This window comes from Nakamurella sp. PAMC28650 (assembly GCF_014303395.1).
In the GTDB taxonomy this organism is placed as follows: Bacteria; Actinomycetota; Actinomycetes; order Mycobacteriales; family Nakamurellaceae; genus Nakamurella.
Genome location: NZ_CP060298.1, coordinates 732,623 through 755,375 on the forward strand (window position 1 = coordinate 732,623; position 22,753 = coordinate 755,375).

The window sequence follows — 22,753 nt, forward strand, 5'->3', positions numbered from 1 at the left end:
GGTCGGCTACCGGGCGGGGACGTCAGAGGACGTGCGAGCCGTCCTCGGCCTGCGGTACCGGGGCTTTGCGAACGTAGAGGTACCAGTAGGCTCCGGCGACGAAGAGCCCGGCTCCCACTGCGTTCCCGAGGAACGCGAAGATCAGGTTCTCGATCATGTTCACCCCGGTGACGCCGCCGGTGTGCAGGAACATGGCCGCCGGCAGGAAGAACATGTTGGCTACCACGTGGTCGAAACCCAGGGCGACGAAGGCGGTGATCGGGAAGACGATCGCCAGGATCTTGCCGGCCACGTCGGTGGCGGCCAGCGCCAGCCAGACGCCCAGGCAGACCAGCCAGTTGCAGCCGACGGCCCTGATGAACTGCTCGAGGTGGGTCTCGCTGACGGCCTTGCCCATCGCCAGCACGCCGAGCCTGGCGTAGCCCTCGGTGGCCGTCGCGGAACCGACCTTCGCGAGCACCCCCGACTTGAACGCGAAGAAGTAGGCCACGAACACCGATCCGGCGAAGTTGCCGATCGTCACCCACAGCCAGTTCATCAACATCCTGCCCACCGAGACCTTGCCGGCGAACACGGCCAACGGGACCAGCGCCATGTTGCCGGTCAGCAGCTCGGCGCCGCCCACCACCACCAGGATCAGGCCAAGACTGAACGTGAGCCCGGTGACCAGGGTGATCAGGCCGCCCCACTGGTCAGCCTTCAATCCGGCCGAGACGATGACGGCCAGCAGTCCCCCGAACGCGATGTACGCACCGGCGAGGAACCCACCCACCAAGGCCTTTCCTGGCCCGAGACCGGCCTTGGTGATACCGGACGCGACTCCGGCCTCTGCGGTTTCCTGCGGCGTGTGGTAGGACATCGGCTTCCTCCGGGCGAACGGCGACAACGACTCTGGGCCGCACACCCGATCAGCGGTCAGTACTGATCGGGTCTGCGCGCCCAGATATTTGCCATCCGCATCCGGTTTGAAACCTTCAGCACGGCGAAACGATGCCTTTGCACCGGTAGCGCGCTCCCCGGATCCGTGCCCCCCGGGGGTCCGTCCATCGGACAGGTCTATCCGAGCTGTGCGACTGCGGCCTGCGCCGCCGCGCGAACGGCCGGCGCGAGAACCTCGGCGATCAGCGCGTAGCCGGCGCTGGACGGATGGAACCGGTCGGCGCTGAACATGTTCGTGTCGCTCGCGAAAGCGGCGGCCGCGCCACCGTCGACGTCGGCCACCCTGGCCCCCTGCCCCTGGGCCGCGAGCACCTGGGCACTTCGCAGCAACTCGCTGCCGTTCTTCACCATGGCCTGCAGCTGGGGCGGGACCCAGGGCACGACGCTGAGGTCGGGTGCCGGCATCACCACCACCTGGGTTCCAGCTGCCCGCAGCGTGCGCACGGCGTCCCCCAACTGGCCGGCCGCCTGCGCCGTCGGGACGAAGTGGGTGAGATCGTTGGCGCCGATGACGATGAGGGCCAGCTTCGTACCCCAGGCGATCGCCTGCCGGACCTGACCGGCCAACGCATCGCTACGTGAGCGCGGCACCGCGAAGACGCGCAGCTCGGCGGCGATCCCGGCGGAGGCCAGATCGGCGACCAACCGCGGGCCGACAGTGTCCTGGGCCCGGGTCGCACCCTGGCCGTACGCGATGGAGTCGCCGAGAACGGCGAACTGAATTTTCATGTCGACTGATCAAACGTTCCGGCGGCACTTTCGTTCCCGGAACCGTTCGTCCCTGCACCGTCCTGGGTCGACGGCAGATCAGTTCTCCTCGAATCTGTGCCAGTGATACCGGGGGTCACCCCCGGTGGCCTCGAAGAGTCGGTAGACCGAGCCCATGGTCTCGACGTCGAACGGGAGCCGGCCCGGCGCGGTCTCCTCGACCAGATCCCAGAGCCCATCGGCGCTGCCGCCGACGAAATTGACCCGCCGGCTCACCTTCGCAGACCCACGAGCACGGTAGACGTCGGCGGCCCGCTCGGGATACAACCTCGGCCAACCGGCCGGCCAGGAGCTGGCGGTGGTCACCTCGCCGGTGGGGCCGTTGCCTCGTGCGCCGCCGGTGCCGGCGACCGCTTCCTCGTGAACTTCTGCCATGGAATCCACCGTTCTGATGGAAGAACCACTCCTGGGCGCAGGATCGTCCTGTCGCCTTTCAGGTGCGGCGGATTTTCGATCCACCATAGCCCTCTCTGGATGCGGGCGGCAGGGTCCGGGGACCTTGCCGTCCACCCCGACGGGCCGGAAGTAGGGTCGTGGACATGGCGGAACGTGCACTCTGGCTCAGGTTTCTCTCCGGAGGCGACGTCGACTCGCTGCAGATCACCCGTGCGTCGATCATCGAGGCGGTCGAGCACGTCGTCGCCGAGCACGGCCGCGGCCACACGGTCTTCGAGCCGCGCGTCCACCTGGTGCCGGACAACGGCGGCGCCGGACACTTCAACGTCCTGCGCGGCCACGTGTCGACCCTGGGCGAGCGCGGGATCAGCGGAATCAAGGTGGTCGGCGACTTCGTCCCCAATCACCTGCAGGGGCTGCCGAGCGAGCTCGGTCTGATCACCCTCTACGACCCGACCAACGGGGTGCCGCTGGCGATCATGGACGCGACGCTGATCACCGAGGCCCGGACCGGAGCCATGACTGCGGTCGGCGCGAAGTACCTGGCCCGCAGCGACTCCCGGGTCCTCGGTCACGTCGGGGCCCGCGGTACGGCGTTCTCGAACGTGACGATGCTCGACGAGCTGTTCGAGCTCGACGAGATCAGGGTGACCAGCAGGCGACCGGAGTCCAGGGCGGCGTTCGCGGAGCGGTTGCGTTCGGTGACCTCCACTCCGATCCGGGTGGTGGACACCGCAGACGAGGCCTTCGACGATGCGGACATCCTGATCGAGGCGTCCCGGCTGATCCATCCGGAACCGTTGCTGCACACCGGGATCGTCAAGCCGGGAGCGTTCGTGGTGCCCTACGGGACGATCAGCGCCGTCGAGCTGGATCTGCTCGACGTGATGGACAAGGTGGTGGTGGACGACTGGCGGGAGGCGCAGGCGGGGCGTTTCGGTGCGCTGCGGGCCCACGTCGACTCCGGCCGCCTGTCCGAGTCGACCCTGCACGCCCAGTTCGGCGAGATCGTCGCCGGACTCAGGCCGGGCCGCGAGGGCCCGCAGGAGCGGATCCTGCTGTGGCACCGTGGGTTGTCGATCCTGGACGTCGCAGTCGCCCACATGATCCTGAGCCGCGCCGAGGCCGCGAACGTCGGCACCATGTTGCACTACCGGTGAGCACGGTGAACACGGTGCTGATCTCCGGCGCGGCCGACCTGGACGCTGCCGCCATCCTGGCCGTGGCACGAGGCGCGCGAATCGAACTCGGCGCCGCACTGCTCGGGGTCGTGGGTGATCGGCGGGCCGAGGTTCTGGCGGCGCTGGACGGCCGGGCGGTCTACGGCGTCACGACGGGTATGGGCGCGCAGAGCAAGGTCGGACTGACCGAGGTCGAGCAGTCGCAGCACCAGAACAACCTGCTGCTCGCCCGGGCGGTCGGGGGCCCGCCGTGGCTGCCTGCCGAGGAGGTGCGGGCGCTGTTCGCCGTGCGGCTGCGGAATTTTCTGACCGGTGACGCCGGGGTGTCCCCGGAGTTGCTCTTGCTGCTCACCCGGTTCCTCGACGCCGGTGTGGTGCCGGCCGTCCCCACTTCGGGCTCCGGCAGCGCCGGGGAGATCATCCCGCTCGCGCACGCGTTCGGCCCGCTGACCGGGGCGGGTTCGGTGTTGACCGAGGCGGGACCGGGGCTGACCGGGGCGGGTTCGGGGCTGACCGGGGCGCGTTCGGGGCTGACCGGGGCGGGTTCGGGGCTGACCGGGACGGGACCGGGGACGGACCCGTCGGTGCGCGAGGCCGCCGACGTGCTTGTCGAGCAGGGGCTGACCGCGATGGAGCTGGGCCCCAAGGAGGGGGTCGCTCTGCTGCAGGGGGTCCCCGGCACCACGGCACAGGCGATCCTGATCGCCGACCGGACGCGACGGCTGATCCAGTGGTGGCAGGCGGTGCTGGCCATCGGAATCGTCGCCGCGTCGGCGCCGCAGGACGTCTACCTCCCGAGCCTGGCCCGTGGCGATCCGGAGCTGACGGCGGTACTCGCGGCGCTGCAGGTACTGCTGGCCGATTCGGACGCCTCGTCACGCTCGCTGCAGGCGCCCGTGTCCTTTCGCGTCGCCGGGCCCGTGCTCGCCCATCTGCAACGATCCGTCAGCGCGCTGTCGGCCGCGGTCGAGCGGGCTCTGGTGGGGGTGACGGACTCCCCGGCCTTCGTCGACGGCGATTTTCACGCCACGGCGGGATTTCACGGACTGGACCTCGCCGCCCATCTGGATGCCGTCAGCGTCGCGCTGGTCCATGCCGCGGAGGTCTCCGCCGCCCGCACCCATCGTCTGCTGGATACCGCCGTCACCGGATTGCCGCCCCAGCTGGCTTCCCGCTCCGGCCCGGACACCGGCCTGGTCGCGGTGCACAAGCGTGCGGCGGCGGCGGTTCACCAGCTGCGCCGTGCGGCCGCGCCCTCGATCGTGGGCTCGATGGAGACCTCCTTCGGCCAGGAGGACGTGCAGACCTTCAGCTGGGAGGCAGCCGCCAACGCCCGGACCGCACTGGACGGGGCCCTCGAGGTCATGGCCTGCGAGCTGCTGACCGCCTACCACGCAACGGTTCTCGGCGGTCGCAGCACCGGCCCCGCGCTGAGAGCGATCCTTGACTCGGTGGCGACGGTCGTTCCGCCGATCCATCGTGACCGGCCGTTCGGACGGGACATCGAGGCCCTCCGGTTGCTGCTCGGTGACCGACCCCGCCCCTGAACGGGATCGTCCGCTCAGCGGCAGCGCGGACACCGGGCGGGAAACCCACCCCACCCCAGGCCGACCAGAACTTCGGCGACCTCGGTCGCGACGCCGCAGGGGTCGCGCGTCACTTCCTGCCAACCGAACCTCAGCGTCCGCAGCCCCACGGACGTATGACTGTTGTCCCGCTGCCGGTCCCGGAAGGTGTCGAGCGAGCCGGCATGGCCGAGCCGACCGTCGAGCTCCACCACCAGCGCGAACTCCTCGTAGACGACATCAAGATAGCCGCCTCGGCCCGGTCGCCGACGCTGCCTGGTACCGGTGGCCAGGCTGTGTGCGCGCTCTACATCTCGCAGGTAGTGGTACTCCAGGGTGCTGTGCACTCCGGCGGCCACATCCGGGAGCAGAGCCTGGAGCAGCCGGCGGTGCGGTAGTCGGGTCCGTCGACGCATCGCCGACAGGAGTGCGTCGGGGCTGGTCAGCCGCCGCTGCACCGCAGTGGTCACCCAATCGATGCACGCGGCTGCCGATCCGCCGGCGCACAGATCGAGCACGGTGTCCTCGATACGGGTCCGCGGTGGCTCGGCCCGGCCGGACGGCGTTCGCACGAGTTCACGTTCCTGCCGGAAGGAGACCCAAGCGCGTTCGGCACGCTTCGTACCGTTGGGCACCAGGATCTCGACCGGCAATCGTTGCTCGTCCACCAGCCCGTGCAGGCAGGCCGCCGTCAGGTCCGCGGCCCTGGATCCAGGCCCCCCGACGAGGATCCCGGCCCACACGTGCGCAAGCCACGAGGGCGACGTGTTCGGAGTGAGATAGATCCCCGGCTCCACGGTCCCCCACTGACCGTCGGCCAGCAGACGCAGTAGAGCCTTGCGCTGCAGACCAAGACCGAACGCCTGCTCGCGTGACAGCACCCCTGACTGCTGCGCGGCCAGCCTCACCACGGCATCGGGAACTGGTTGTCGGGCGCGCATGGGAGCAATATGCAGGTTTTCGACCCGGTGGCCGCGGCGCTGTCCACAATTGGCGATCACCGCAGTAGTTCGGTGCCCGTACTCGGGCACCGAACTACTGCGGTCATGTCGATTTGGCGAGCGGCCGCCACCCCAGGGCCCGCCCGGGTACATCCCGACCATCCACCCCGGTCCGGCTGGCGCGGCAGGGGCGATCTCAGGGGTGATGAACTCCGAGAGCGGACAGCGCACCGGTCAGGATGCGCATGATCGACAGCGAATCCCGGTGCGGCATCACCGGGCTCTCGATGTCGCCGGCGCGCACCCTGGACTGCACCTCACGTAGTTGGGGGACGTATCCCGAGCCCTCGATCGAAGTGGTCAGCTCCTCCGGCTCCAGGTCGTCGCGGTAGAGCGTCATCCTCGTGGGCCGCAGCGCGTTGGCCTCGATCTCGACCCGGCCCAGGGTCCCCACGACACACGCGGTGTTGGGCCCTTCGGCGCGCATCGAGCAGGTCCCGACCCCGGTGATGCCATCGGCGTACCGGAACATCAGGGTGGCGCTGTCGTCCACCCGGTTGGCGGCCAGGCTGCCGGCCACGTCGACCGAATCCGGATCACCCAGCAGTGATTGGATGAAGGACACCGGATAGGGCCCGAGGTCGAGAAGTCCGCCGCCGCCCAGTGCCGGGTCGTAGAGCCGGTGACCCGGGTCGTACGGGAAACGGAAACTGAAGTCATCGCTCACACTGCGGATCTCGCCCAGCACTCCCTGGGCCACCAGCTCCCGGAGCCGGACGTGCAGAGGGTTGAAGCGGGTCCAGATCGCCTCCATCAGGAAGGCGCCGTTCGACCGGGCGGCGTCGACCATGGTCTGCGCCTGCCGGTAGTGGACGGTCAGCGCCTTCTCGGCCAGCACCGCAGTCCCGGACTCCAAGGCCGGAATGACCGCTTCGTGGTGCACCCCATGCGGTGTCGCCACGTAGAGCACGTCGATCTCGGGGAGCATGTCGGCCAGCCGTTCGAAGACGGCAACGGTCGGTCGCCGGGCACCTCGCGGAAGGTCGAGCCCACCGGCGAAGGCAGCTCCGCGGTCCGCCGACCGCGAGCAGACCGCCACCATCTCCGCGTCCGGCACCAGCAGCAGATCGGACATCACCGTGTGCGCAATGCTGCCGGTCCCGATCACTCCCCACCGCAGAGGGTGCTCCAGATCGGCAGAAAATGTCGCCGGTAGACCCCGATTCATCGCCACGTGGTGGCCCTCCTTCGCTCGGGACCCATCACACCACGCCCGGAACACCACGCGCGGACGTCCTGCACGTGGCGGCTATTGCCGCCACTGTGCAGGACGTCTGCTCAGCTGCCGGACCCGGGAACCACGCCGGCGGTACCGACACCACCGGCAGTGCCGACACCACCGGCTGCGATGATCTGGGCGAACTCCGGTAGCTGCGCCCCGTCGATGGTGTGGCCGCCGGCGTGCCCGAGCACCCGGACGTCGGCCTTCATCGCCCGGAGCTGACCGACGAGGGTGCTGGTCTGGGCGGCGGTGGCCATCGGGTCGCGCAGCCCGTTCGCGATGGCGATCCACTTCCCGCTCAGGTCGACACCGTGCGGCGGTGCGGCGAAGGGCACCATCGCGGCCAGCAGCAGTGCACCGGACAGCACCTCCGGTCGACGCATCAGCATCGCCGAAGCGATGTTGGCTCCATTGGAGAAGCCAACGGCGACAGAGCTTCCGGGTTCGATCCCGTGATCGTGCCCGACGGCCAGCACGAAATCGGCAAGCTCTTCGGCGCGAGCCGCAAGATCCTGCTCGTCGAAGACGCCCTCGGCGCGCCGCCGGAAGAACCGGAGCATCGACCCCTCCAGCACCCGCCCCCGTGGCGACAGCACCGGCGAGTGCGGCGACAGCCGATCGGCCAACGGCAGCAGGTCGTGCTCATCGCCCCCGGTGCCGTGCAGCATCAGCAGCGGGGGTCCACCCGCACCGTCCCGCCAGACGTGCGGCCAGGTCGTATCGGTCATGCTCGACTGCCGGCCAGGTCGGGCAGCGTTATCGGTGGTAGCGAGCGCGCGATCTGCTCGCGGTTCGGCTCGAGCCACGGCGGCAGTTTGAGCGATCGGCCCAGTTCGAGCAGTGGCTCGTCGATGTCGAAGCCCGGCGAATCGGTGGCGATCTCGAACAGCACCCCACCCGGCTCGCGGAAGTAGATGGACTTGAAGTACTGGCGGTCCAGGATCTCGGTGACGCTGATGCCGGCCCCGACGAGCTGCTGCTGCCAGGTCGTCATGGTGGCCAGGTCCGGGGCCCGGAACGCGACGTGATGCACGGTGCCGCCGGCCTGGTAGCCCCGCTCGCGGGCCCCACCCGTCAGGTCGACGAGAGCGCCGGCGGCGCCGTTCGCCATCTGGAAGCGAGAGCGACCTGCACTTTCGCCGGCAGCTCCCATACCGAGCAGCTCGGTCAGCATCGAGGCGGTCGGGTCCAGCACAGCCTCGTTCATCGTCACCGAGTGCAGTCCGCGGACCGCGTGCTGGGCCGGGATGCTGGCCACCCCGTCCCAGCCGGAGCGGTGGTCTCCGTCGGTGGCGACCAGATCGAGCACCATGCCGTCCGGGTCCCGGAGGGTCAGGACCTCCTCGGCCTCACGGGTGACCGGCGCGTCGACGTCGACCTGCAGCGACTTCAGCCGGTCGTACCACCAGCTCAGCGAGGTGCCGGGGACGCTGAACGCGGTGGCGGAGGTCATCCCGGCCCCCTGACGGCCCCGCGGAACATCCGGCCACGGGAAGAACGTCAGGATGCTCGACGGGGTGCCTTTCTCGTCGCCGTAGTACAGGTGCCAGGAATCGGGCGCGTCGAAGTTGACGGTGCGCTTGATCAGACGCAGACCCAGAACGGTGCTGTAGAAGTCGACGTTCTGCTGAGGCGCTGAGGCGATGGCGGTGACGTGATGCAGACCCTGTGGAGCGATGTTGGTCATGCGGTCCTCCTCGATAGGAACTGATTCATGCGTGTGCATCTACTGTAACCACGAAGACGCCATTTATCTTCCCAGCAAGATACTTCCGGTCACGTACATCGGACGTAGGATTCCCGGGAAAGAGGTGGGCGGATGTTGGCTGCTCCGGACGACCGGGATCTGGTGAGTTGGTGGGGCCACGTCATCGAGGGCTTCCACCGGACGCACACCGATGTCGTCCGCCCCGTGGAGCAGCGGTTCGGGCTGGCCGCGGCCCCGGCCGAAGTCGTCCTGCGACTGGGCCGCACCCCCGGGCACCGGTTGCCGATGTCCAAGATCGCCTCCGAGACCGCCTTGACCAGCGGAGGCTTCACCAAGCTCGCCGATCGGCTGATCGCGATGGGCCTCGTGCAGCGGGTCCGGCACGACACCGACCGCCGGGTCATCAACCTGGAGTTGACGACGCACGGCGTCGACGTCGCCGAGCAGGTCGAGGCGGCGACCGCCGAGGCCCTGCGCGCGCACCTGCTGGCCGTGATCGGGGTCGATGATGCCCGGGCCCTCAGCGCCACCATGCTCCGGCTGCGCGACGCGGAGTGAAAGGCCGGCCGGTCGAAGCGATATGACGGGCAGGTCGGATCAGGTCAGCCGCCCGGTTCCGGCAATCGCCGGCGGGCATCGCGCGTCAGACCGCTACGAAGAGACAGAACGGATGACCGGCCGGGTCGGCCAGCACGAAGAGCGGTTCCTCCGGGTCGTCGGAACGGTCGTACAGCTGTCTCGCACCCAGCTCGATGGCCCGCCCGACCTGGAGGGTCAGGTCCGCCGCGGTCGGAACGGTGGTATCGAGATGCAGCATCTGCGGTCGCGACCCGGTCGGCCAGGTCAGCGCCGGTAGGTCCGGGACCTGTTGGAAGGCAACGCCCATCGAGCCGCCGGGATCACGCAGTACGAGCCAGTCCCGCCCCCGCGGATCCGGCTCGCCGGCAGCCGGCGGTTCGTCGCCCTGGCGGTACCGCAGGCCGAACAGCTGACGGTAGAACTCCGCCAGTGCCCGGGCATCCGGGCAATCCAGCACGACCTGCCTGATGCTGGGCGCCGGCGATGGTGTCGTCACCAGCGGTGGAGGGGAATCTGTCATGGGTCGATGCTCGCAGGACCTGTGTCACCGACGACCAGGCAGGTCCCGGCAATCGCTCCTCAAGCCGGTCGGGAGCGACGGGTGATGCGGCGGGAAGAGCCGCGAACAGCCGGAGCCGGATCGAGCGGAAAACGTCATCCGGCCGAGGCCCACCCCTCGACATGTGGGCTTCGGCCGGATGACAGATCCCGGTTTCAACCGGTGGGAGTACCCATCGCGAAGGCGAAAACGTGCAGGGGACCCGCCGTGACGCTGGTCGGGAGGGTGATGCTCGCGACAGTCCTTCCGGCCGTCAACGGTGCCTTCGCCGTGAAGAGGTAGGCCTTGACGTTGTCCCGGCCACCGTTGCTGATGTCCCGGTAAGGCGTCGTCGCAGCGATCAGGTTGCCGTCGGCCGGCCCGGGGGCGCTGCCCCCGTTGAGGGTCCAGTCGCTGAAGCCCAGGTTCACTGTCTGAGTGGACCCGTCGGTGAAGGTCACCACGAAATCGCCTTCCGAGCCGGGGTTTCCGTTGGTCGAGCTGCCGAGGATGCCGATCTGGGTCGCACCCTCCGTGCCGGACAGCGGGATCACCTGACCACCGGCCTCGATGTTGTCCAGGCCGCCCGGCGTGACGTCCGGCCAGGTGTAGCTCAGCCCGCCCGAGGTGACCGGCGCACCCGGCGAGACACCGACGGCGGCCAGGGCCTGGGCCGAGTACGACCATCCCTCGCCGTCGAAGCTGGCCGAGGTGGACCGGCCGTCGTTCGCCACACCGGCGACGTCGTAGAACGGCCACAGCGAACCCGGCTTGGCCACGTCGACCTCGACGACCACATCGGGAAGCGCGTTCCCCATGCCATCGCGCAGCGAGAACCTCTGGTAGTAGCGGCCTTCCGCAGTCGGCGCCGCCACCGTGACGGCCTGCGTGCGCTGCCCGTTCTTCCCCAGGATCAACGAACCGGACGACGGGCCGCCAGTGGTCCCCGATCCGTTGGACACCGCCGACCAGGTCACCACCTGCTGCCTGCCGGACAGATCACGCGCACCCACCTGCACCGTGGCCGCCACTCCCGGAGAAGTGACCACCACGCTCTGACCGGTGAACCCGAGGGCGGACCTCAGTCCACGGGTGTCCGACGGCGGTGCGTCCGCCGCCGCCGCGGCAAACGAATTGTTCGCCGTGGTGCCGAGATTCACCGTCACCACGCCGCCGGTGGTGATCAGACCCGGCTGGAGGTAGGCGCGCGTCCAACTCGCTCCATTGCTCGTCACGCTCTGCACGTAGGGCGCGCCGACGGCCGCTTTCGGCGCGTTGACCATCAGGGTCTTCCCGGACGGCAGGTGGATGGCTGCCCTGGCGAACACCGGACTCCCCAGTGCGAGGTCGGGGGTACCTGGCGTTTCCGGGTAGAACCCGAGAGCGGACCAGACGTACCAGGCGCTCATCGTGCCGAGGTCGTCGTTGCCCGCGATACCGGCCGGGGTGTTCGAGAAGATCTGCTGCTGGATGGAGCGCACCGTCTCCTGTGTCTTCCATGGAGCACCGGCATAGTCGTACTCCCAGGGGATCTCGATGCTGGGCTCGTTGCCGAAGTCGGCATTCGCCGAGGTCGGATTCTTGATCTTCGCTGTCAGTGCATCGAGCTTGGTGATCCACGCGACGTTCCCTCCGGCGGCGGCGATCAGGCCTTTCAGGTCGAACGGCTCCATCGGCGTGTACTGCGCGCTGGACCCCTCGACGAAGCCCTGGGAGGAGGTCGGCGAGAAGCCGGACCCGAAGGCTCCTGACGCCAGTTTCGGCTCCATGTAGTTGGTCGCCGGGTTGAAGACGTTCTGCCAGTTGTTGGCCCGCTCCGCATACGTTGCAGCGACGGCGCTCTGGCCGAGCGCACCGGCGAAGGAGGAGATGGCGTGGTCGGCCGTGTTGTATTCCTGCTGGGTGGAGACCGAACCGTAGAAGTTGCAGCAGCCGTAGCTCCCGTCGAGCGGCAGATAGCCGTTGGCCAGGTAGTACGACAGACCGGGACGCACGTCGTTCGGGGCATTGGCTTCCGATTCCATCGCCGCCAGCGCCTTGGTGGTGTTGAAGTCGGTGGCACCGAAGGCGTAGGCGTCGGCGATGATGGCATCGGCGGGATCACCCACCATCACGTAGGACTCACCGTTGTTCAGTGCCCACTTCGGGAGCAGCCCGGTCTGGTCGTACTGGTTCAGCATCGACCGGACCGAGTCACTGGTCTCCTGCGGCGCGACCATGGCGGCCAGCTGGACCTGGCTGCGGTAGATGTCCCATCCCGAGTAGTTGGCGTACTCGACGTGGCCGGTGGCCGCCTTGTGCACCTGGTTGTCGAAGCCCATGTACTGCCCGTTGACGTCGCTGAAGATGTTCGGGTGCAGCAGGGCGTGATACATGGCTGTGTAGAACGTCTTGTGGGCGGTCGGGTCGCCACCGCCGATCTGGATCCTGGCGAGCATCGCATTCCAGTCCGCGGTGGCCGCGGCCCTGACGGAGTCGAGGGCGAAGGTCGGGTTCTCGGTGGTGCGGTTGCGCTTCGCGTTGGCTGTGCTGACGTAGGAGATCCCGACGTTGGCCTGCACGGCCGCAGTGGTGCTCGTGTCGAAAGTGACGTAGGCGCCATCACTCCCGACCACCGGGGGAGCCAGAGCCAGGGGGCTCGTCGCACCGGCCGTCGCGGGCGTCTTCCCCGTGACATCGGGGCGTGGGCGCTGACGGCCGTTGGAGGACCTGGGCTGCAGGGTGTCGGTCCGCTTCACCTTCGGGGCGATGTTCCTGGTGATCTGCGACTGCTTGTTGCCGGCCTGGACACTCTGGTTCTGATAGGTCCCGAAGCCGGTGACCGGCTGGTCGAAGGTCATGTCGAAGTAGACCGTGTAGGAATCGTTGGCACCGCAGAAGTTTCCACTCGTCACCGCGCCGGTGATCTCCTCCGGGCCGATCACCTGGAATCGGGTCGCCGAAGATCCGGCCGCACTGTCGGAGAGCTTCAGGATCAGGTTCGACTCGGTGGTCCGTGGAAATGTGAATCTGGCCGCCCCGGTACGCGGGGTCGCGGCGAGCTCGGTGGTGATGCCGCCGGCAGCAAGCTGATAGTCGCCCGCGCTCGCCCGTTCCGCGGCGTGGTCCAACGGGAGCGTCGCCGCACCGGGGTCGGCTCCGACCGCACCGGTGGTCGGCAGGATGGGGATGTCGCCGGAGGCCGCACACCCCGGACCCGAGACGTGGGTGAGACTGAAGCCGGTCACAGCGTTGTCGTTGTACTCGTAGCCGCCTCCCGATGGCCGGCTCGGTGTGTCCGGACTCCACTGCACCATGCCGAACGGGACGTCCGCACCAGGAAAGTCGTCGACCGCACCTGAAGTACCGATGATCGGATCGACGAACGAGACCGGATTCGCGACGAACGCGGGCGCCGCCGCGCCGGCATCGGAGAGCGGCAGCGCGACGGTGGTGAGGAGGAGAGAAGCAGTGACTGCGAGGACGAGTCGCAGTCGACGTGGCGCCATGGAAATCCTTTCGGGAGCGAGCTCATCTCGGTTCACCCCGACTTGGGACCGGACCGGACGACAGCGCTGTCTTGAACAGTTCACGGAGCATGCGCTCTTATTTTGCCGATGTAAAGACCAGAGCTAGGCCGATTGGAGCTCAAATGGACCATTGTATACGATTGACACACCATTTGTCCGTTACATCATTATTTCTCTGGACAAACCAATCTCATACCGGGGTCGCCGCGCAAGGGTCAGTGGCCGCCGTGGGAGACGTTCACTGTGTGGTGGCCTGGGCCCACACCGGCCACCGTGAGGTAGCCGCCCTCGAGGGTGACGTCCACGTGTGGGTGCCGCCCGTCCCAGACCAGACGTCCGTCTACCCGCACCTGATCCGTCGCAACAATCGGAATCGAGACCTTGCCCGCGGTCCCGCGCGGTACGTCGACGGCAAGATCGAAGGCGTGCCGACCCGACCCGACCGTCCAGCTGACGATCAGCGGGCCGTGCGGGGTCGGCAGCTGCCCCTTTGCCCAGGAAACGGTGCCCGGATGCGGCGCGACCGTCCAGGTGCTGAAGCCGGGACCCGTGGGGGTGGCGCCCAGCAGGTCGTTCGTCAGGGCCGGCAGCACGCCGGTCGACCAGCCGTGGGCCGCCGAGGTGTACGGACCCTCGTACATGGAGCCACCGGCGCCGACCCCCTCCCAATCGGTGATACCCGGGTCGTTGGTGGACATCCAGCCGTAGAGCCGCTTGATCTCGGCGATGGCAGAATTGGCCTGGCCATTGAGGAATCGGGCCTGGATCTCCGGATAGGACGTGAAGGCGTACACCCGGCTGAGGCCGTCGGAGACCAGGGTGTCGTTGTCCATGAAGGAGTTCCCGTAGGGGGTGGCGGTCGCCGCCTGGAGGTAGCCCAGTGCCGCCGTCGCCTTCTGTGGCCCTGCCACACCCGCGAGGATGGCGATACCGTTGCCGTCCTGGGCATGTCGGACGTCGCCGGTCGCCGAGTCGAGGTAGGCGTTGACGGTCGGGTCCCAGAGGTGGGCGTTGATCGCTGCCGACACGGTCTTCGCACGGCTGGACCAGGCCGCGGCGTCGGCGGGGTGTCCGAGCGACGTGGCCATCGCGCCCGCATCCTGCAGGGCCAGCACGTACAGCGCGTTGTAGTACGTCACCTCACCGGTGCGCGGCAGGAAAGCATAGTCACCGTAGCCGCCAGTTCCGTTGAGCCCCTTGGACAACAGGCCGTTGGTGTCCGTGACCGACGGGTACCAGATGTCGAGAACCCTCTGCAGGTTCGCGTAGTACGCCGCGCCGTAGGCGGTGTCGCCGCTGTAGAGGACGTAGTCCCAGCTGCTGGTGACCCACCACAGCGGATAGTCGAACAGCGGCAACGTGTAGTTGTTGATCGAGGCCGGCGGGATCCAGCCGTCGGCGCGTTGATGGTCGGCCAGGTCGGCCAGCACGTTCTTCGCCGCAGCCGGGACGGCGTGGGTGAGGTAGTCCGTCCGTCCGGATACAGCGATGTCACCGACGTACGGATCCCGGTCCCGCTTCGCCCCGTCCTGCAGGACGAGCTTCCCTTCGAGGCCGGGATTGTCGGCACCGCGCGGATCGACATCGGTGCTCCGGAAGGTGTCGGTGATCAGTTCGTTCGTGTAGGAAGCGTCGTACCAGTACCGGTTGAGCGCCGTGTCCGAGGACTCGAACCAGCCCTTGTAGGAGGCCGGCGTCCCGAGATAGGCAGTGAAGTCCAGGGAGACACCGCTGATCCTGACGGTGCCGTAGGCCTGCGTGTCCGGGGCGTCCGCGGCCAGCGCGTCGAGACTGATCTTCAGGTAGCGGAACCCGTGCAGGCCGTCCGCGCAGACCTTGTTGCCATCGACGCAACCATGGCTGTCGGTCCAGCTGGAGGAACCGGTGGGTACGGCGATCTGATCCGTTCCCGGGGTGATGGCATCGCCGTTGTCGGACCGGGTGAAATCGGAGGTATCAGTCAGGTACTGCTGGGTTTCGGAGAACGCCAACCGAATTCCGGGATGACCTGGAGAAGCGCCCGCGAAGGTGATCCGGGGATATCCGACCACCACCTTGCCGAAATCCACGGTGATGCTGGGTGGCACGTCGGCGGCCACGATTCCGGGATAGATCTCGTTGACGCGGGTGAACTCACCCTTGCCGGTCGACTGGTCCTTCGTCACGGTCACGCGGATGCTCGTCGTCGTGACCGGCGAGGCGAAGGCGATGGCGTGTTGCACGTCCGTGTTCCTGGTGACGGTCGCTGCGGTGACCCAGCCGGCTCCGTTCCAGGTGTCGACGGTGTAGTCCTGCGGAACGCCGTCGATGCTGGAGAGCAGCGTGATACCGGGCAGCAGGACGGGTGACGGGGAGGTGATGGTCAGGACATCCGGATAGGCAGCGATGGTGTCGTCGTTCCAGAACGTGGTCGGATCGGCATCGACAGCGTTGGACGCCGCGTAGGTCCTCGGCTGTCCGTTGTCGGTGTTCGGTGCGTGAAAGGACGAGGCCACGGCGGTGGTACTACTGGGCCATAACGGTTTTGCCGGTGGCGCGGTCCTGCTGAGCGTTGCGACGCCCTGCCCGAGAACACCCTGCGGGTCGGTGACGTTCGAGTTCGCGCCGTTCGGCGTGCTGGTCAGTACCCCCACCGGCCGGACGTCACGACTGTTCGGAGCGACCACGTACTTGGCCCACGACGGCGAAGGGTGGGTCGGTCCGGGCCGGATTGCGACACCCGGCAGGGCCACCGACACACCTGGGAGGGACACCCTGCACGCGGCTACCAGAAGCACCGCTCCGGCCATCCTGCCCCGACGTCGACGCACCAACGCAAACCGCCCGTGCGCCTGCTTGCGGATCGAACGCGTCGCACCAGTCATGTCCCCGGAACTCCTTCGTTGGAGTGAAAGCTTTCAAGCTATTTGCCGACCCTAAACACCCGGCTGTGCATTCGTCAAGAGAAATCAATGAGCCTGCCCAGAAGCGAAAGTGATCGGCTTCCGTTGACCGTCCCCCGCGTTTCGGTCCTTTCGCCGGGGCGATACCCCCTCGAAGGGGCCGAACTTTCACGAGGCCCGCCGTCCGGGCGGGTAGGCCCCCGGTTGGTCCGGACGGGTAGACCCCTTGACGACCACCTCGCCAGGGGATTAGATAGGGAAACTTCCCTAACCATTGCTCGTCGCCGTCCACGGATCATCGAGGAGAACCCATGAGAGCAGCACGCACCGCGCGCAGAGTGATGGCCGGACTGACAGCCGTCGCTCTGATGGCCGCAACGGCCTGTGGATCGAGCAGCAGCGCCACCGCCGGATCCGGCGGTGGCGGTCCAACAGCCGCCGGGTCGTCGTCGGCCGGGTCGTCGGCCGCCGGGTCGTCGTCGGCCGCTTCATCGGCAGCGTCGTCGGCGGGCACATCTGCCGCGCCGGCGAGTGGCCCGGCGGCGAGTTCGGCGCCGACCGGCGCGGGGTCCTCGTCAGCACCCAGCGCCGCCGTCAAGCCGACCACCCTGCACGTCTGGATGCAGGGTGACACCCTGAAGGACATCAACATCACCGCGCTGAACGCGGAGTTCAGCGCCGCGCATCCCGGCGTCACCGTGGACCTGCAGGAACAGACCTGGACCGACTACGGCACCAAGGTCACCACCGGTCTGGCCGACACCTCGGGCGCCGGACCGGACGTCCTGGAACTGGGCAACACCCAGGTGGCGCAGTTCGCCGGAGCGGGCGCCCTCGCCACTCTGAACGCGAGCGACTTCGACAACTCCGCGACCTGGCTCGGCGGCCTGAAGGAGTCCTCCACGTACAACGGCAAGCTCATCGCGGTCCCCTACTACGCCGGGGTCAGGGTCGGCATCTACCGGACCGACCTGGCGACCAGGTCGGGCGTCGACCCCGCTTCCTTCACGAGTCTGGACGCGCTGCAGGCCGGTGCGGTCAAGATGATGGCCGGTCAGCCGGACAGCTATTCCGGCCTCTACTTCCCGAGCCAGTACTGGTACGAGGGCTTGTCGTTCATCTGGGATGCCGGCGGGGACGTGGCCACCCAGGCCGGTGACGGCAAGTGGACCGGCGCGCTGGACTCGGCCGCTTCCAGAGCCGGGCTCACCCGGCTGAAGGCGTTCGTGGGCGCGACCTCTCGGGGAGGCGACGGCCAGACCGAGGCCAACGACGCCCTGGTGATGGCGCAGGAGCAGGCGGCGATGTTCATCGACGCGTCCTGGAAGCCGGGGGCCGTCATCGACCCGAAGTCGGGCAACCCCAAGCTGACCGGGAAGATCGGCGTCTTCGCGGTGCCCGGGGCCAAGCCGGGAACGGTCATGCCGCAGTTCCTCGGCGGCTCCGACGTGGCCATCAACGGCAGGACCCCCCAGATGGACCTGGCCAAGGCCTACACGAGGATGCTCACCGGCCAGAAGTACCAGGCCGTCCTGGCCTCCAAGGGCTACATCGCGAACTCCAGCTCGTTCAAGCCGAAGGCCGGTGACGCCACTGCCGCCGTCGTGGTGAAGGCCGCCTCGACCGGCCGGTTCATCCCGAACTCGAAGAACTGGAGCAAGGTCGAGGACGGCAACGTACTGCAGAACATGTTCGACGACATCCTCTCCGGCGCCAAGTCTGTCGACGATGCCTCCAAGGAGGCGAGCGACAAGGTCACCGCCCTGCTCAACGGCTGATCCACAGGGCGACACGTGGCCGTCCGCTGTCCACCACCGCCGGGTACCACCGGCCAACCCGGAGTACCACCCCTGTTCACCACCCCGAGCAGGACGACCAGATCCGCCGCAGGAGAGGATTCATCCGTGAGCATCGCCCCGCCGATCGCTCGGCGCCGTCGGTCGCCCGCGCCGTACGCGATGGTCGCGCCGTTGGTCCTGGTGCTGGTCCTGGTGCTGCTGGTGCCGCTGATCCGGTTGGTCGTCGTCTCCCTGCAGACCTACGGGCTGGACCAGCTCGTCGGCGGCAGGCCCACCGCCTGGGTCGGGCTGAGGCAATACGGCGACGTGTTGTCCTCGCCGGATTTCTGGGCCGCGTTGTGGCGCACGGTGAAGTTCGTGGTGGTGGCGGTGGGCCTGACGATGACGATCGGTCTGCTCCTGGCCCACCTGGTGGCCAGGGTGTCGCCGGTGGTCCGGGTGTTCATGCTCCTCTCGCTGGTGACCGTCTGGGCGATGCCGCCGATCATCGCGATGCCGATCTGGCGCTGGCTGATCGACCAGCGCTTCGGCGTGCTGAACTATGTGCTCTACCACCTGGGGGTCCTGCCGACCCGCAGCTACAACTGGTTCCGTCAACCGCTCACCGGGTGGATGGTGATCACCGCCATCGTCGTCTGGGGTGCACTGCCGTTCGTGGTGATCAGCCTGCACGCCGCCCTGGTGTCGGTGTCGGCCGACCACATCGAGGCGGCACGTCTGGACGGCGCAGGGGCCTGGCGGACCTTCACCGCCGTCACCCTCCCTGCCATCAGACCGACCCTGCTGATCATCACCACGTTGTCGATCATCTGGGACTACCGGGTGTTCGCGCAGATCTGGCTGCTCCGCGACATCGGGGCCAACAAGGATGCGTTCTACACCGTCGGCATCTGGTCGTACGTGGAGTCGTTCTCCAACAGGAACTTCGGTTTCGGTGCCGCCATCTCGGTGGTCAGTGTGCTGCTGCTGGGGGGGCTCTCGGCCTTCGCCGTCCGAAACGTACTGCGCAGCAGCGCGGAAGAAGGAGTCCGATGAGCGCATCGACCATCGCCAGGACGTCCGCGTCGGTGCCCGACGTCCCCGTCGGCCGAAAGCCGCCGCACCGTCGGCACGTTCGCCGCGCCGTCACCAAGAGCCTGTGGAACGTCCTCGGCATCCTGGTCGGCCTGCTGATGATCTTCCCCGTCTACTGGATGGTCAGCAGCTCGTTCAAGACCGGCGTCAACCTGCAACGGATTGTCCCGCAATGGTTCCCGGCCCCCTTCACGACCGCCTCCTACACCAGGGCCTTCGAGCAGCCGCGCTTCCTGGGCAGCCTCCTGAACTCGCTGATCGTCGTCACCGGCACGGCGCTCGCGTCGTTGGTGATCGGCTTCCTGGCCGCGCTGGCCCTCGGCCGGATGAACTTCCGTGGCCGGAAGGCCCTGGTCGTCCTGGTGATCACCATCCAGATGGTGCCCATCGAGGGTCTGATCATCCCGATGTACCTGATGCTCAACAAGTACGGGCTGACCGACTCCGCCTGGGGTCTGATGCTGGCCTACCTCTCCTTCGTCCTGCCGTTCACCGTCTGGATGCTGCGCGGCTTCATCGCCGCGGTGCCGGTGGATCTCGAGGAGGCGGCCCTGGTCGACGGTTGTACACGGGGGCAGGCGTTCCGCAGGATCATCCTGCCGCTGGCGGCGCCCGGTCTGGTGGCCACCACCGTGTTCGCCGTCATCCAGGCCTGGAACGAGTACCTGTTCGCCTACGTCCTGCTCAAGCAGAACAGCAAGCAGACCATCACCGTGTGGCTCGACACCTTCATCACCACCAAGGGTGTCGACTGGGGCGCGTTGATGGCCGCGTCCACCGTCGTCGCGCTGCCGATCGTGCTGTTGTTCGCCGTCATCCAGCGCAAGGTCGCCGCAGGTATCACCGCAGGGGCGGTGAAGGGCTGATGACGACGCTCGAGACCACCCGCTGGCCGGACCTGACGGCGGCCGCCGATGCCGTCCTGCTCCCCGGATTCCACGGTCACCGGGCCCCGGCCTGGCTGCGCCGCAGGATCGCCGGGTCGCTCGGCGGGGTCTGCCTCTTCGGTTCCAACGTGGGCGATCCGGAGCAGTTGCGCGCGCTCACCGACTCCCTCCGGGCCGAACGCGAGGACGTGGTCATCTCGGTGGACGAGGAGGGCGGCGGGGTGACCCGTCTCGACTCGGCCACCGGTTCCCGGTTCCCAGGTGTGGCCGCCCTCGGCCGCGTCGATGACCTGGATCTGACCGAGCGGGTGGGACGCGCGGTCGGGGTACTGGTCGCGCAGGCCGGCATCACGCTGAACTTCGCGCCGTGCGCCGACGTCAACCTCGATCCGCTGAATCCGGTGATCGGAATCCGTTCCTTCGGTGCCGATCCCGCCCTGGTGGCCCGGCACACGGCCGCGTTCTTGCGTGGTCATCAGAGCGCCGGGGTCGCGGCCTGCGCGAAGCACTATCCGGGTCACGGCGACACCGCGGTGGACACGCACCTGTCGGTGGCCGTGATCGACTCCGACCTCGACTCCCTGCGGTCGACCGCTCTGCTGCCGTTCGCCGCCGCCATCGAGGCGGGGGTGGCGTCGGTGATGGCAGGCCATCTGCTGGTCCCGTCGGTGGACGCGAGACCGGCCAGTGTCTCCGGTCGTTGGTTGACCGAGATCCTGCGCACCGAAATGGGTTTCACCGGTGCGGTGGTCACAGATGCCCTGGAGATGGCGGCCATCGCCGGACGGTACGGCATGGCGCAGGGTGCGGTGATGGCAGTCGAGGCCGGCGCCGACCTGCTGTGCCTGGGCGCCGACGACGCCACCCCGGAGTTGTTGGACGCCATCGGTGCTGCGCTCGTCGGGGCGGTCCGGTCCGGACGCATCCCGGAGTCCCGGCTGTACGAGGCGGCACAACGGTCGCTGCTGCTCGCGGCACGCCCGGTCGAACCGGCGCCGGTCGACGTCGATGCCGACCGGCGGTTGTCCCTGCAGGCAGCCACCCGGGCGCTGCACATCGTCGGCCCACTACCGACTCTCGTCCAAGGTGTGGTGGTGGTGCGCTGCGAGGCCGGGCGCAACTTCGCCATCGGCACGGTGCCGTGGGGACCGATGACCGCGGTGCCCGCGGCGTTCGGTGCGCGGGAGGTGGTCCTCACGCGCGAGAATGCATCGGTGACCGATGTGCAGACCCGGCTGGGTGATGCGGCCCAGGTGCTGGTGGTGACGAGCGACCGTCACCGCTACCCGTGGATGCAGGACGTGGTGCGTTTGGTCAGGGCAGCCCGCCCGGATGCCGTCCTCGTCGAGATGGGCACCAGTGACGTCGCGGAGGACGACGCCCCGGCGATCGCCTCCTTCGGATCCGGGCTCACCAACAACCAGGCCGTCGTCCAGGCGCTGATCGGCCGGACCGCCTCGTGACGAGCCTGCCCAGCTCCCCGAACACCGCGGAGCAGCGCAGCGCGGACTCGCCGCGGCTGCTCCGCGAGATCAACGACCAGGTCGTGCTGCGGCTCCTGCTCGAGCACGGCCAGCTGACCCGCGGACGCATCGGAGAACTCACCGGACTGTCGAAACCGACGGTGTCCTCGCTGTTGTCGCGGCTCGAGGCGCGTGGACTCGTCACCACCACGGGCGTGGTCGCCGGCGGGCCAGGACCGAACGCCCGCATCTACGCGGTGGCCTCACGGGCCGCGCACGTCATCGGCGTCCACGTCGAGCAGGGTGGCTGCGTCGCCGGTCTCGCCACGTTGACCGGTGATCTGGTGGCCACCTTCGACGTGCCGGTGCACGAACGGAGGGTGGCCAGCCCGGTCGGCGAGATCTCGGCGGCCGTCGACGGTGTGCTGGCCGCCGGCGGACTGACCCGGCAGGCCGTGCACCGGGTGGTGGTCGCCACCCCCGGGGTGATCGATCCGGCCACCGGGCGGCTACGTCACGCCCGTCACATCCGTGGCTGGGAAACCCCCGGCCTGATCGACCGACTCACCGAAACGCTGGGCATCCCGGTCATCCACGGCAACGACGTCAACCTGGCTGCGGTCGCCGAAGGGACACACGGGGTGGCGCAGGACAGCTCCGACTATGCGCTGCTGTGGCTGGACCGGGGCGTCGGTCTGGGGTTGGTCCTTGGGGGCGCCCTCCGCGCCGGGGCGCACGGCGGCGCGGGCGAGATCGGCTATCTGGGCGTCCCCGGGGTCGACGCACCCCGGGCCGACCGAGGTGGCACCGGCGGCTTCCAGCAGTTGGTCGGAGGTCAGGGCCTGAAGGTGTTGGCGCGGCGGTACGGCGTCCGTGGGTCGACCCCGGCCGGGATCGTCTCGTCGGCGCTGGCGGCCGGTGGGCCAGGGGATGCGCTGATCGCCGAATTGGCCTCCGGCATCGCCATCGGCGCGGCGGCCGTCACCAATCTGATCGACCCGGGACTGCTGGTGATCGGTGGTCCGGTGGCGCTGGCCGGTGGCCAGGTACTGCTGGACCTGGTCGTCACCCACCTGCACCAGATCAGCTTCGTCCGGCCGCCGGTCGTGCTGACGACGCTGGTGTCCGACGGGGTGCTCCTCGGCGCCATCGAGGTCGCCCTGCGGGTGGTGCGTGGCCAGTTGTTCGGCCAGGTGCCGACGGTGGGCGGGATCGTCGCCCTCTGATCGGATCTGGCCGGTG

Annotated in this window: 19 protein-coding genes; 8 read left to right on the plus strand and 11 right to left on the minus strand. The window is 68.3% G+C overall.

Translation table 11 applies throughout. The features are described from left to right. Positions 1–22: 22 nt before the first annotated feature. From H7F38_RS03315 to H7F38_RS03325, 3 genes are all read right to left on the minus strand, one after another. Positions 23–859, minus strand: a complete 837-nt coding sequence (locus tag H7F38_RS03315; RefSeq protein ID WP_187092847.1) for a formate/nitrite transporter family protein — start codon at positions 857–859, stop codon at positions 23–25. Between the two features lie 197 nt (positions 860–1,056). After that, a complete protein-coding gene (locus H7F38_RS03320) occupies positions 1,057–1,668 on the minus strand; it encodes a GDSL-type esterase/lipase family protein (protein WP_187092848.1) in 612 nt (203 codons plus the stop codon). Positions 1,669–1,746: 78 nt separating this feature from the next. Beyond that, a complete protein-coding gene (locus H7F38_RS03325) occupies positions 1,747–2,082 on the minus strand; it encodes a hypothetical protein (protein ID WP_187092849.1) in 336 nt (111 codons plus the stop codon). Between the two features lie 164 nt (positions 2,083–2,246). Here H7F38_RS03325 and H7F38_RS03330 point away from each other — a divergent pair, with 164 nt between their 5' ends. Together H7F38_RS03330 and H7F38_RS03335 are read left to right on the plus strand one after the other, a co-directional pair. Continuing rightward, on the plus strand, positions 2,247–3,263 hold the full coding sequence (locus tag H7F38_RS03330) for an ornithine cyclodeaminase family protein (protein ID WP_187092850.1): 1,017 nt from the start codon (positions 2,247–2,249) through the stop codon (positions 3,261–3,263). After that, on the plus strand, positions 3,260–4,831 hold the full coding sequence (locus tag H7F38_RS03335) for an aromatic amino acid lyase (protein WP_187092851.1): 1,572 nt from the start codon (positions 3,260–3,262) through the stop codon (positions 4,829–4,831). Before H7F38_RS03330 ends, H7F38_RS03335 begins: the two co-directional genes overlap by 4 nt. A 14-nt stretch (positions 4,832–4,845) precedes the next feature. On the opposite strand, the gene H7F38_RS03340 is transcribed toward H7F38_RS03335, so the two are convergent. The 4 genes from H7F38_RS03340 to H7F38_RS03355 form a co-directional block, all read right to left on the minus strand. Next, on the minus strand, positions 4,846–5,790 hold the full coding sequence (locus H7F38_RS03340) for a type IV toxin-antitoxin system AbiEi family antitoxin domain-containing protein (RefSeq protein WP_187092852.1): 945 nt from the start codon (positions 5,788–5,790) through the stop codon (positions 4,846–4,848). A 196-nt stretch (positions 5,791–5,986) separates the two neighbouring features. Further along, positions 5,987–7,018: a Gfo/Idh/MocA family protein gene (locus H7F38_RS03345; RefSeq protein ID WP_255498389.1), complete on the minus strand. Its 1,032-nt coding sequence runs from the start codon at positions 7,016–7,018 to the stop codon at positions 5,987–5,989. 110 nt (positions 7,019–7,128) lie between these two features. Then, a complete protein-coding gene (locus H7F38_RS03350) occupies positions 7,129–7,800 on the minus strand; it encodes an alpha/beta hydrolase (RefSeq protein ID WP_187092854.1) in 672 nt (223 codons plus the stop codon). Then, positions 7,797–8,759 carry a ring-cleaving dioxygenase gene (locus H7F38_RS03355; protein WP_187092855.1) on the minus strand — a complete coding sequence of 321 codons (963 nt, stop codon included), beginning with the start codon at positions 8,757–8,759 and terminating at the stop codon, positions 7,797–7,799. The genes H7F38_RS03350 and H7F38_RS03355 overlap by 4 nt, the downstream gene beginning before the upstream one ends. Before the next feature lie 132 nt (positions 8,760–8,891). Between H7F38_RS03355 and H7F38_RS03360 the strand changes: the two genes are divergently transcribed. Then, positions 8,892–9,338 carry a MarR family winged helix-turn-helix transcriptional regulator gene (locus H7F38_RS03360; RefSeq protein ID WP_187092856.1) on the plus strand — a complete coding sequence of 149 codons (447 nt, stop codon included), beginning with the start codon at positions 8,892–8,894 and terminating at the stop codon, positions 9,336–9,338. 85 nt (positions 9,339–9,423) lie between these two features. Here the strand turns inward: H7F38_RS03360 and H7F38_RS03365 are convergent, their stop codons facing one another. From H7F38_RS03365 to H7F38_RS03380, 4 genes are all read right to left on the minus strand, one after another. Beyond that, a complete protein-coding gene (locus H7F38_RS03365) occupies positions 9,424–9,879 on the minus strand; it encodes a VOC family protein (RefSeq protein WP_187092857.1) in 456 nt (151 codons plus the stop codon). A 194-nt stretch (positions 9,880–10,073) separates the two neighbouring features. Then, positions 10,074–13,385, minus strand: a complete 3,312-nt coding sequence (locus tag H7F38_RS03370; RefSeq protein ID WP_187092858.1) for a lectin — start codon at positions 13,383–13,385, stop codon at positions 10,074–10,076. A 236-nt stretch (positions 13,386–13,621) separates the two neighbouring features. Beyond that, a complete protein-coding gene (locus tag H7F38_RS03375; protein WP_187094452.1) occupies positions 13,622–16,195 on the minus strand; it encodes an alpha-L-rhamnosidase C-terminal domain-containing protein in 2,574 nt (857 codons plus the stop codon). Between the two features lie 388 nt (positions 16,196–16,583). Further along, positions 16,584–16,886, minus strand: a complete 303-nt coding sequence (locus H7F38_RS03380) for a hypothetical protein (protein WP_187092859.1) — start codon at positions 16,884–16,886, stop codon at positions 16,584–16,586. A gap of 22 nt (positions 16,887–16,908) precedes the next feature. Here H7F38_RS03380 and H7F38_RS03385 point away from each other — a divergent pair, with 22 nt between their 5' ends. The 5 genes from H7F38_RS03385 to H7F38_RS03405 all read left to right on the plus strand — a co-directional run bounded on the left by H7F38_RS03385 (position 16,909) and on the right by H7F38_RS03405 (position 22,737). After that, positions 16,909–18,066, plus strand: a complete 1,158-nt coding sequence (locus H7F38_RS03385) for an extracellular solute-binding protein (RefSeq protein ID WP_187092860.1) — start codon at positions 16,909–16,911, stop codon at positions 18,064–18,066. A gap of 126 nt (positions 18,067–18,192) precedes the next feature. Continuing rightward, a complete protein-coding gene (locus tag H7F38_RS03390) occupies positions 18,193–19,122 on the plus strand; it encodes a carbohydrate ABC transporter permease (RefSeq protein WP_187092861.1) in 930 nt (309 codons plus the stop codon). Next, positions 19,119–20,027 carry a carbohydrate ABC transporter permease gene (locus H7F38_RS03395; protein ID WP_187092862.1) on the plus strand — a complete coding sequence of 303 codons (909 nt, stop codon included), beginning with the start codon at positions 19,119–19,121 and terminating at the stop codon, positions 20,025–20,027. The genes H7F38_RS03390 and H7F38_RS03395 overlap by 4 nt, the downstream gene beginning before the upstream one ends. Further along, on the plus strand, positions 20,027–21,511 hold the full coding sequence (locus H7F38_RS03400; protein WP_187092863.1) for a glycoside hydrolase family 3 protein: 1,485 nt from the start codon (positions 20,027–20,029) through the stop codon (positions 21,509–21,511). Before H7F38_RS03395 ends, H7F38_RS03400 begins: the two co-directional genes overlap by 1 nt. Further along, a complete protein-coding gene (locus tag H7F38_RS03405) occupies positions 21,508–22,737 on the plus strand; it encodes an ROK family transcriptional regulator (RefSeq protein WP_187092864.1) in 1,230 nt (409 codons plus the stop codon). Before H7F38_RS03400 ends, H7F38_RS03405 begins: the two co-directional genes overlap by 4 nt. Positions 22,738–22,753 lie beyond the last annotated feature (16 nt).

What these genes read in the sequence shown, in the direction of transcription:
- H7F38_RS03315 (WP_187092847.1), bottom strand. Translation starts at nt 859, where the DNA reads ATGTCCTACCACACGCCGCAGGAAACCGCAGAGGCCGGAGTCGCGTCC.
- H7F38_RS03320 (WP_187092848.1), bottom strand. Translation starts at nt 1,668, where the DNA reads ATGAAAATTCAGTTCGCCGTTCTCGGCGACTCCATCGCGTACGGCCAG.
- H7F38_RS03325 (WP_187092849.1), bottom strand. Translation starts at nt 2,082, where the DNA reads ATGGCAGAAGTTCACGAGGAAGCGGTCGCCGGCACCGGCGGCGCACGA.
- H7F38_RS03330 (WP_187092850.1), top strand. Translation starts at nt 2,247, where the DNA reads ATGGCGGAACGTGCACTCTGGCTCAGGTTTCTCTCCGGAGGCGACGTC.
- H7F38_RS03340 (WP_187092852.1), bottom strand. Translation starts at nt 5,790, where the DNA reads ATGCGCGCCCGACAACCAGTTCCCGATGCCGTGGTGAGGCTGGCCGCG.
- H7F38_RS03345 (WP_255498389.1), bottom strand. Translation starts at nt 7,018, where the DNA reads ATGAATCGGGGTCTACCGGCGACATTTTCTGCCGATCTGGAGCACCCT.
- H7F38_RS03350 (WP_187092854.1), bottom strand. Translation starts at nt 7,800, where the DNA reads ATGACCGATACGACCTGGCCGCACGTCTGGCGGGACGGTGCGGGTGGA.
- H7F38_RS03355 (WP_187092855.1), bottom strand. Translation starts at nt 8,759, where the DNA reads ATGACCAACATCGCTCCACAGGGTCTGCATCACGTCACCGCCATCGCC.
- H7F38_RS03360 (WP_187092856.1), top strand. Translation starts at nt 8,892, where the DNA reads ATGTTGGCTGCTCCGGACGACCGGGATCTGGTGAGTTGGTGGGGCCAC.
- H7F38_RS03365 (WP_187092857.1), bottom strand. Translation starts at nt 9,879, where the DNA reads ATGACAGATTCCCCTCCACCGCTGGTGACGACACCATCGCCGGCGCCC.
- H7F38_RS03370 (WP_187092858.1), bottom strand. Translation starts at nt 13,385, where the DNA reads ATGGCGCCACGTCGACTGCGACTCGTCCTCGCAGTCACTGCTTCTCTC.
- H7F38_RS03375 (WP_187094452.1), bottom strand. Translation starts at nt 16,195, where the DNA reads ATGGCCGGAGCGGTGCTTCTGGTAGCCGCGTGCAGGGTGTCCCTCCCA.
- H7F38_RS03385 (WP_187092860.1), top strand. Translation starts at nt 16,909, where the DNA reads ATGCAGGGTGACACCCTGAAGGACATCAACATCACCGCGCTGAACGCG.
- H7F38_RS03395 (WP_187092862.1), top strand. Translation starts at nt 19,119, where the DNA reads ATGAGCGCATCGACCATCGCCAGGACGTCCGCGTCGGTGCCCGACGTC.
- H7F38_RS03400 (WP_187092863.1), top strand. Translation starts at nt 20,027, where the DNA reads ATGACGACGCTCGAGACCACCCGCTGGCCGGACCTGACGGCGGCCGCC.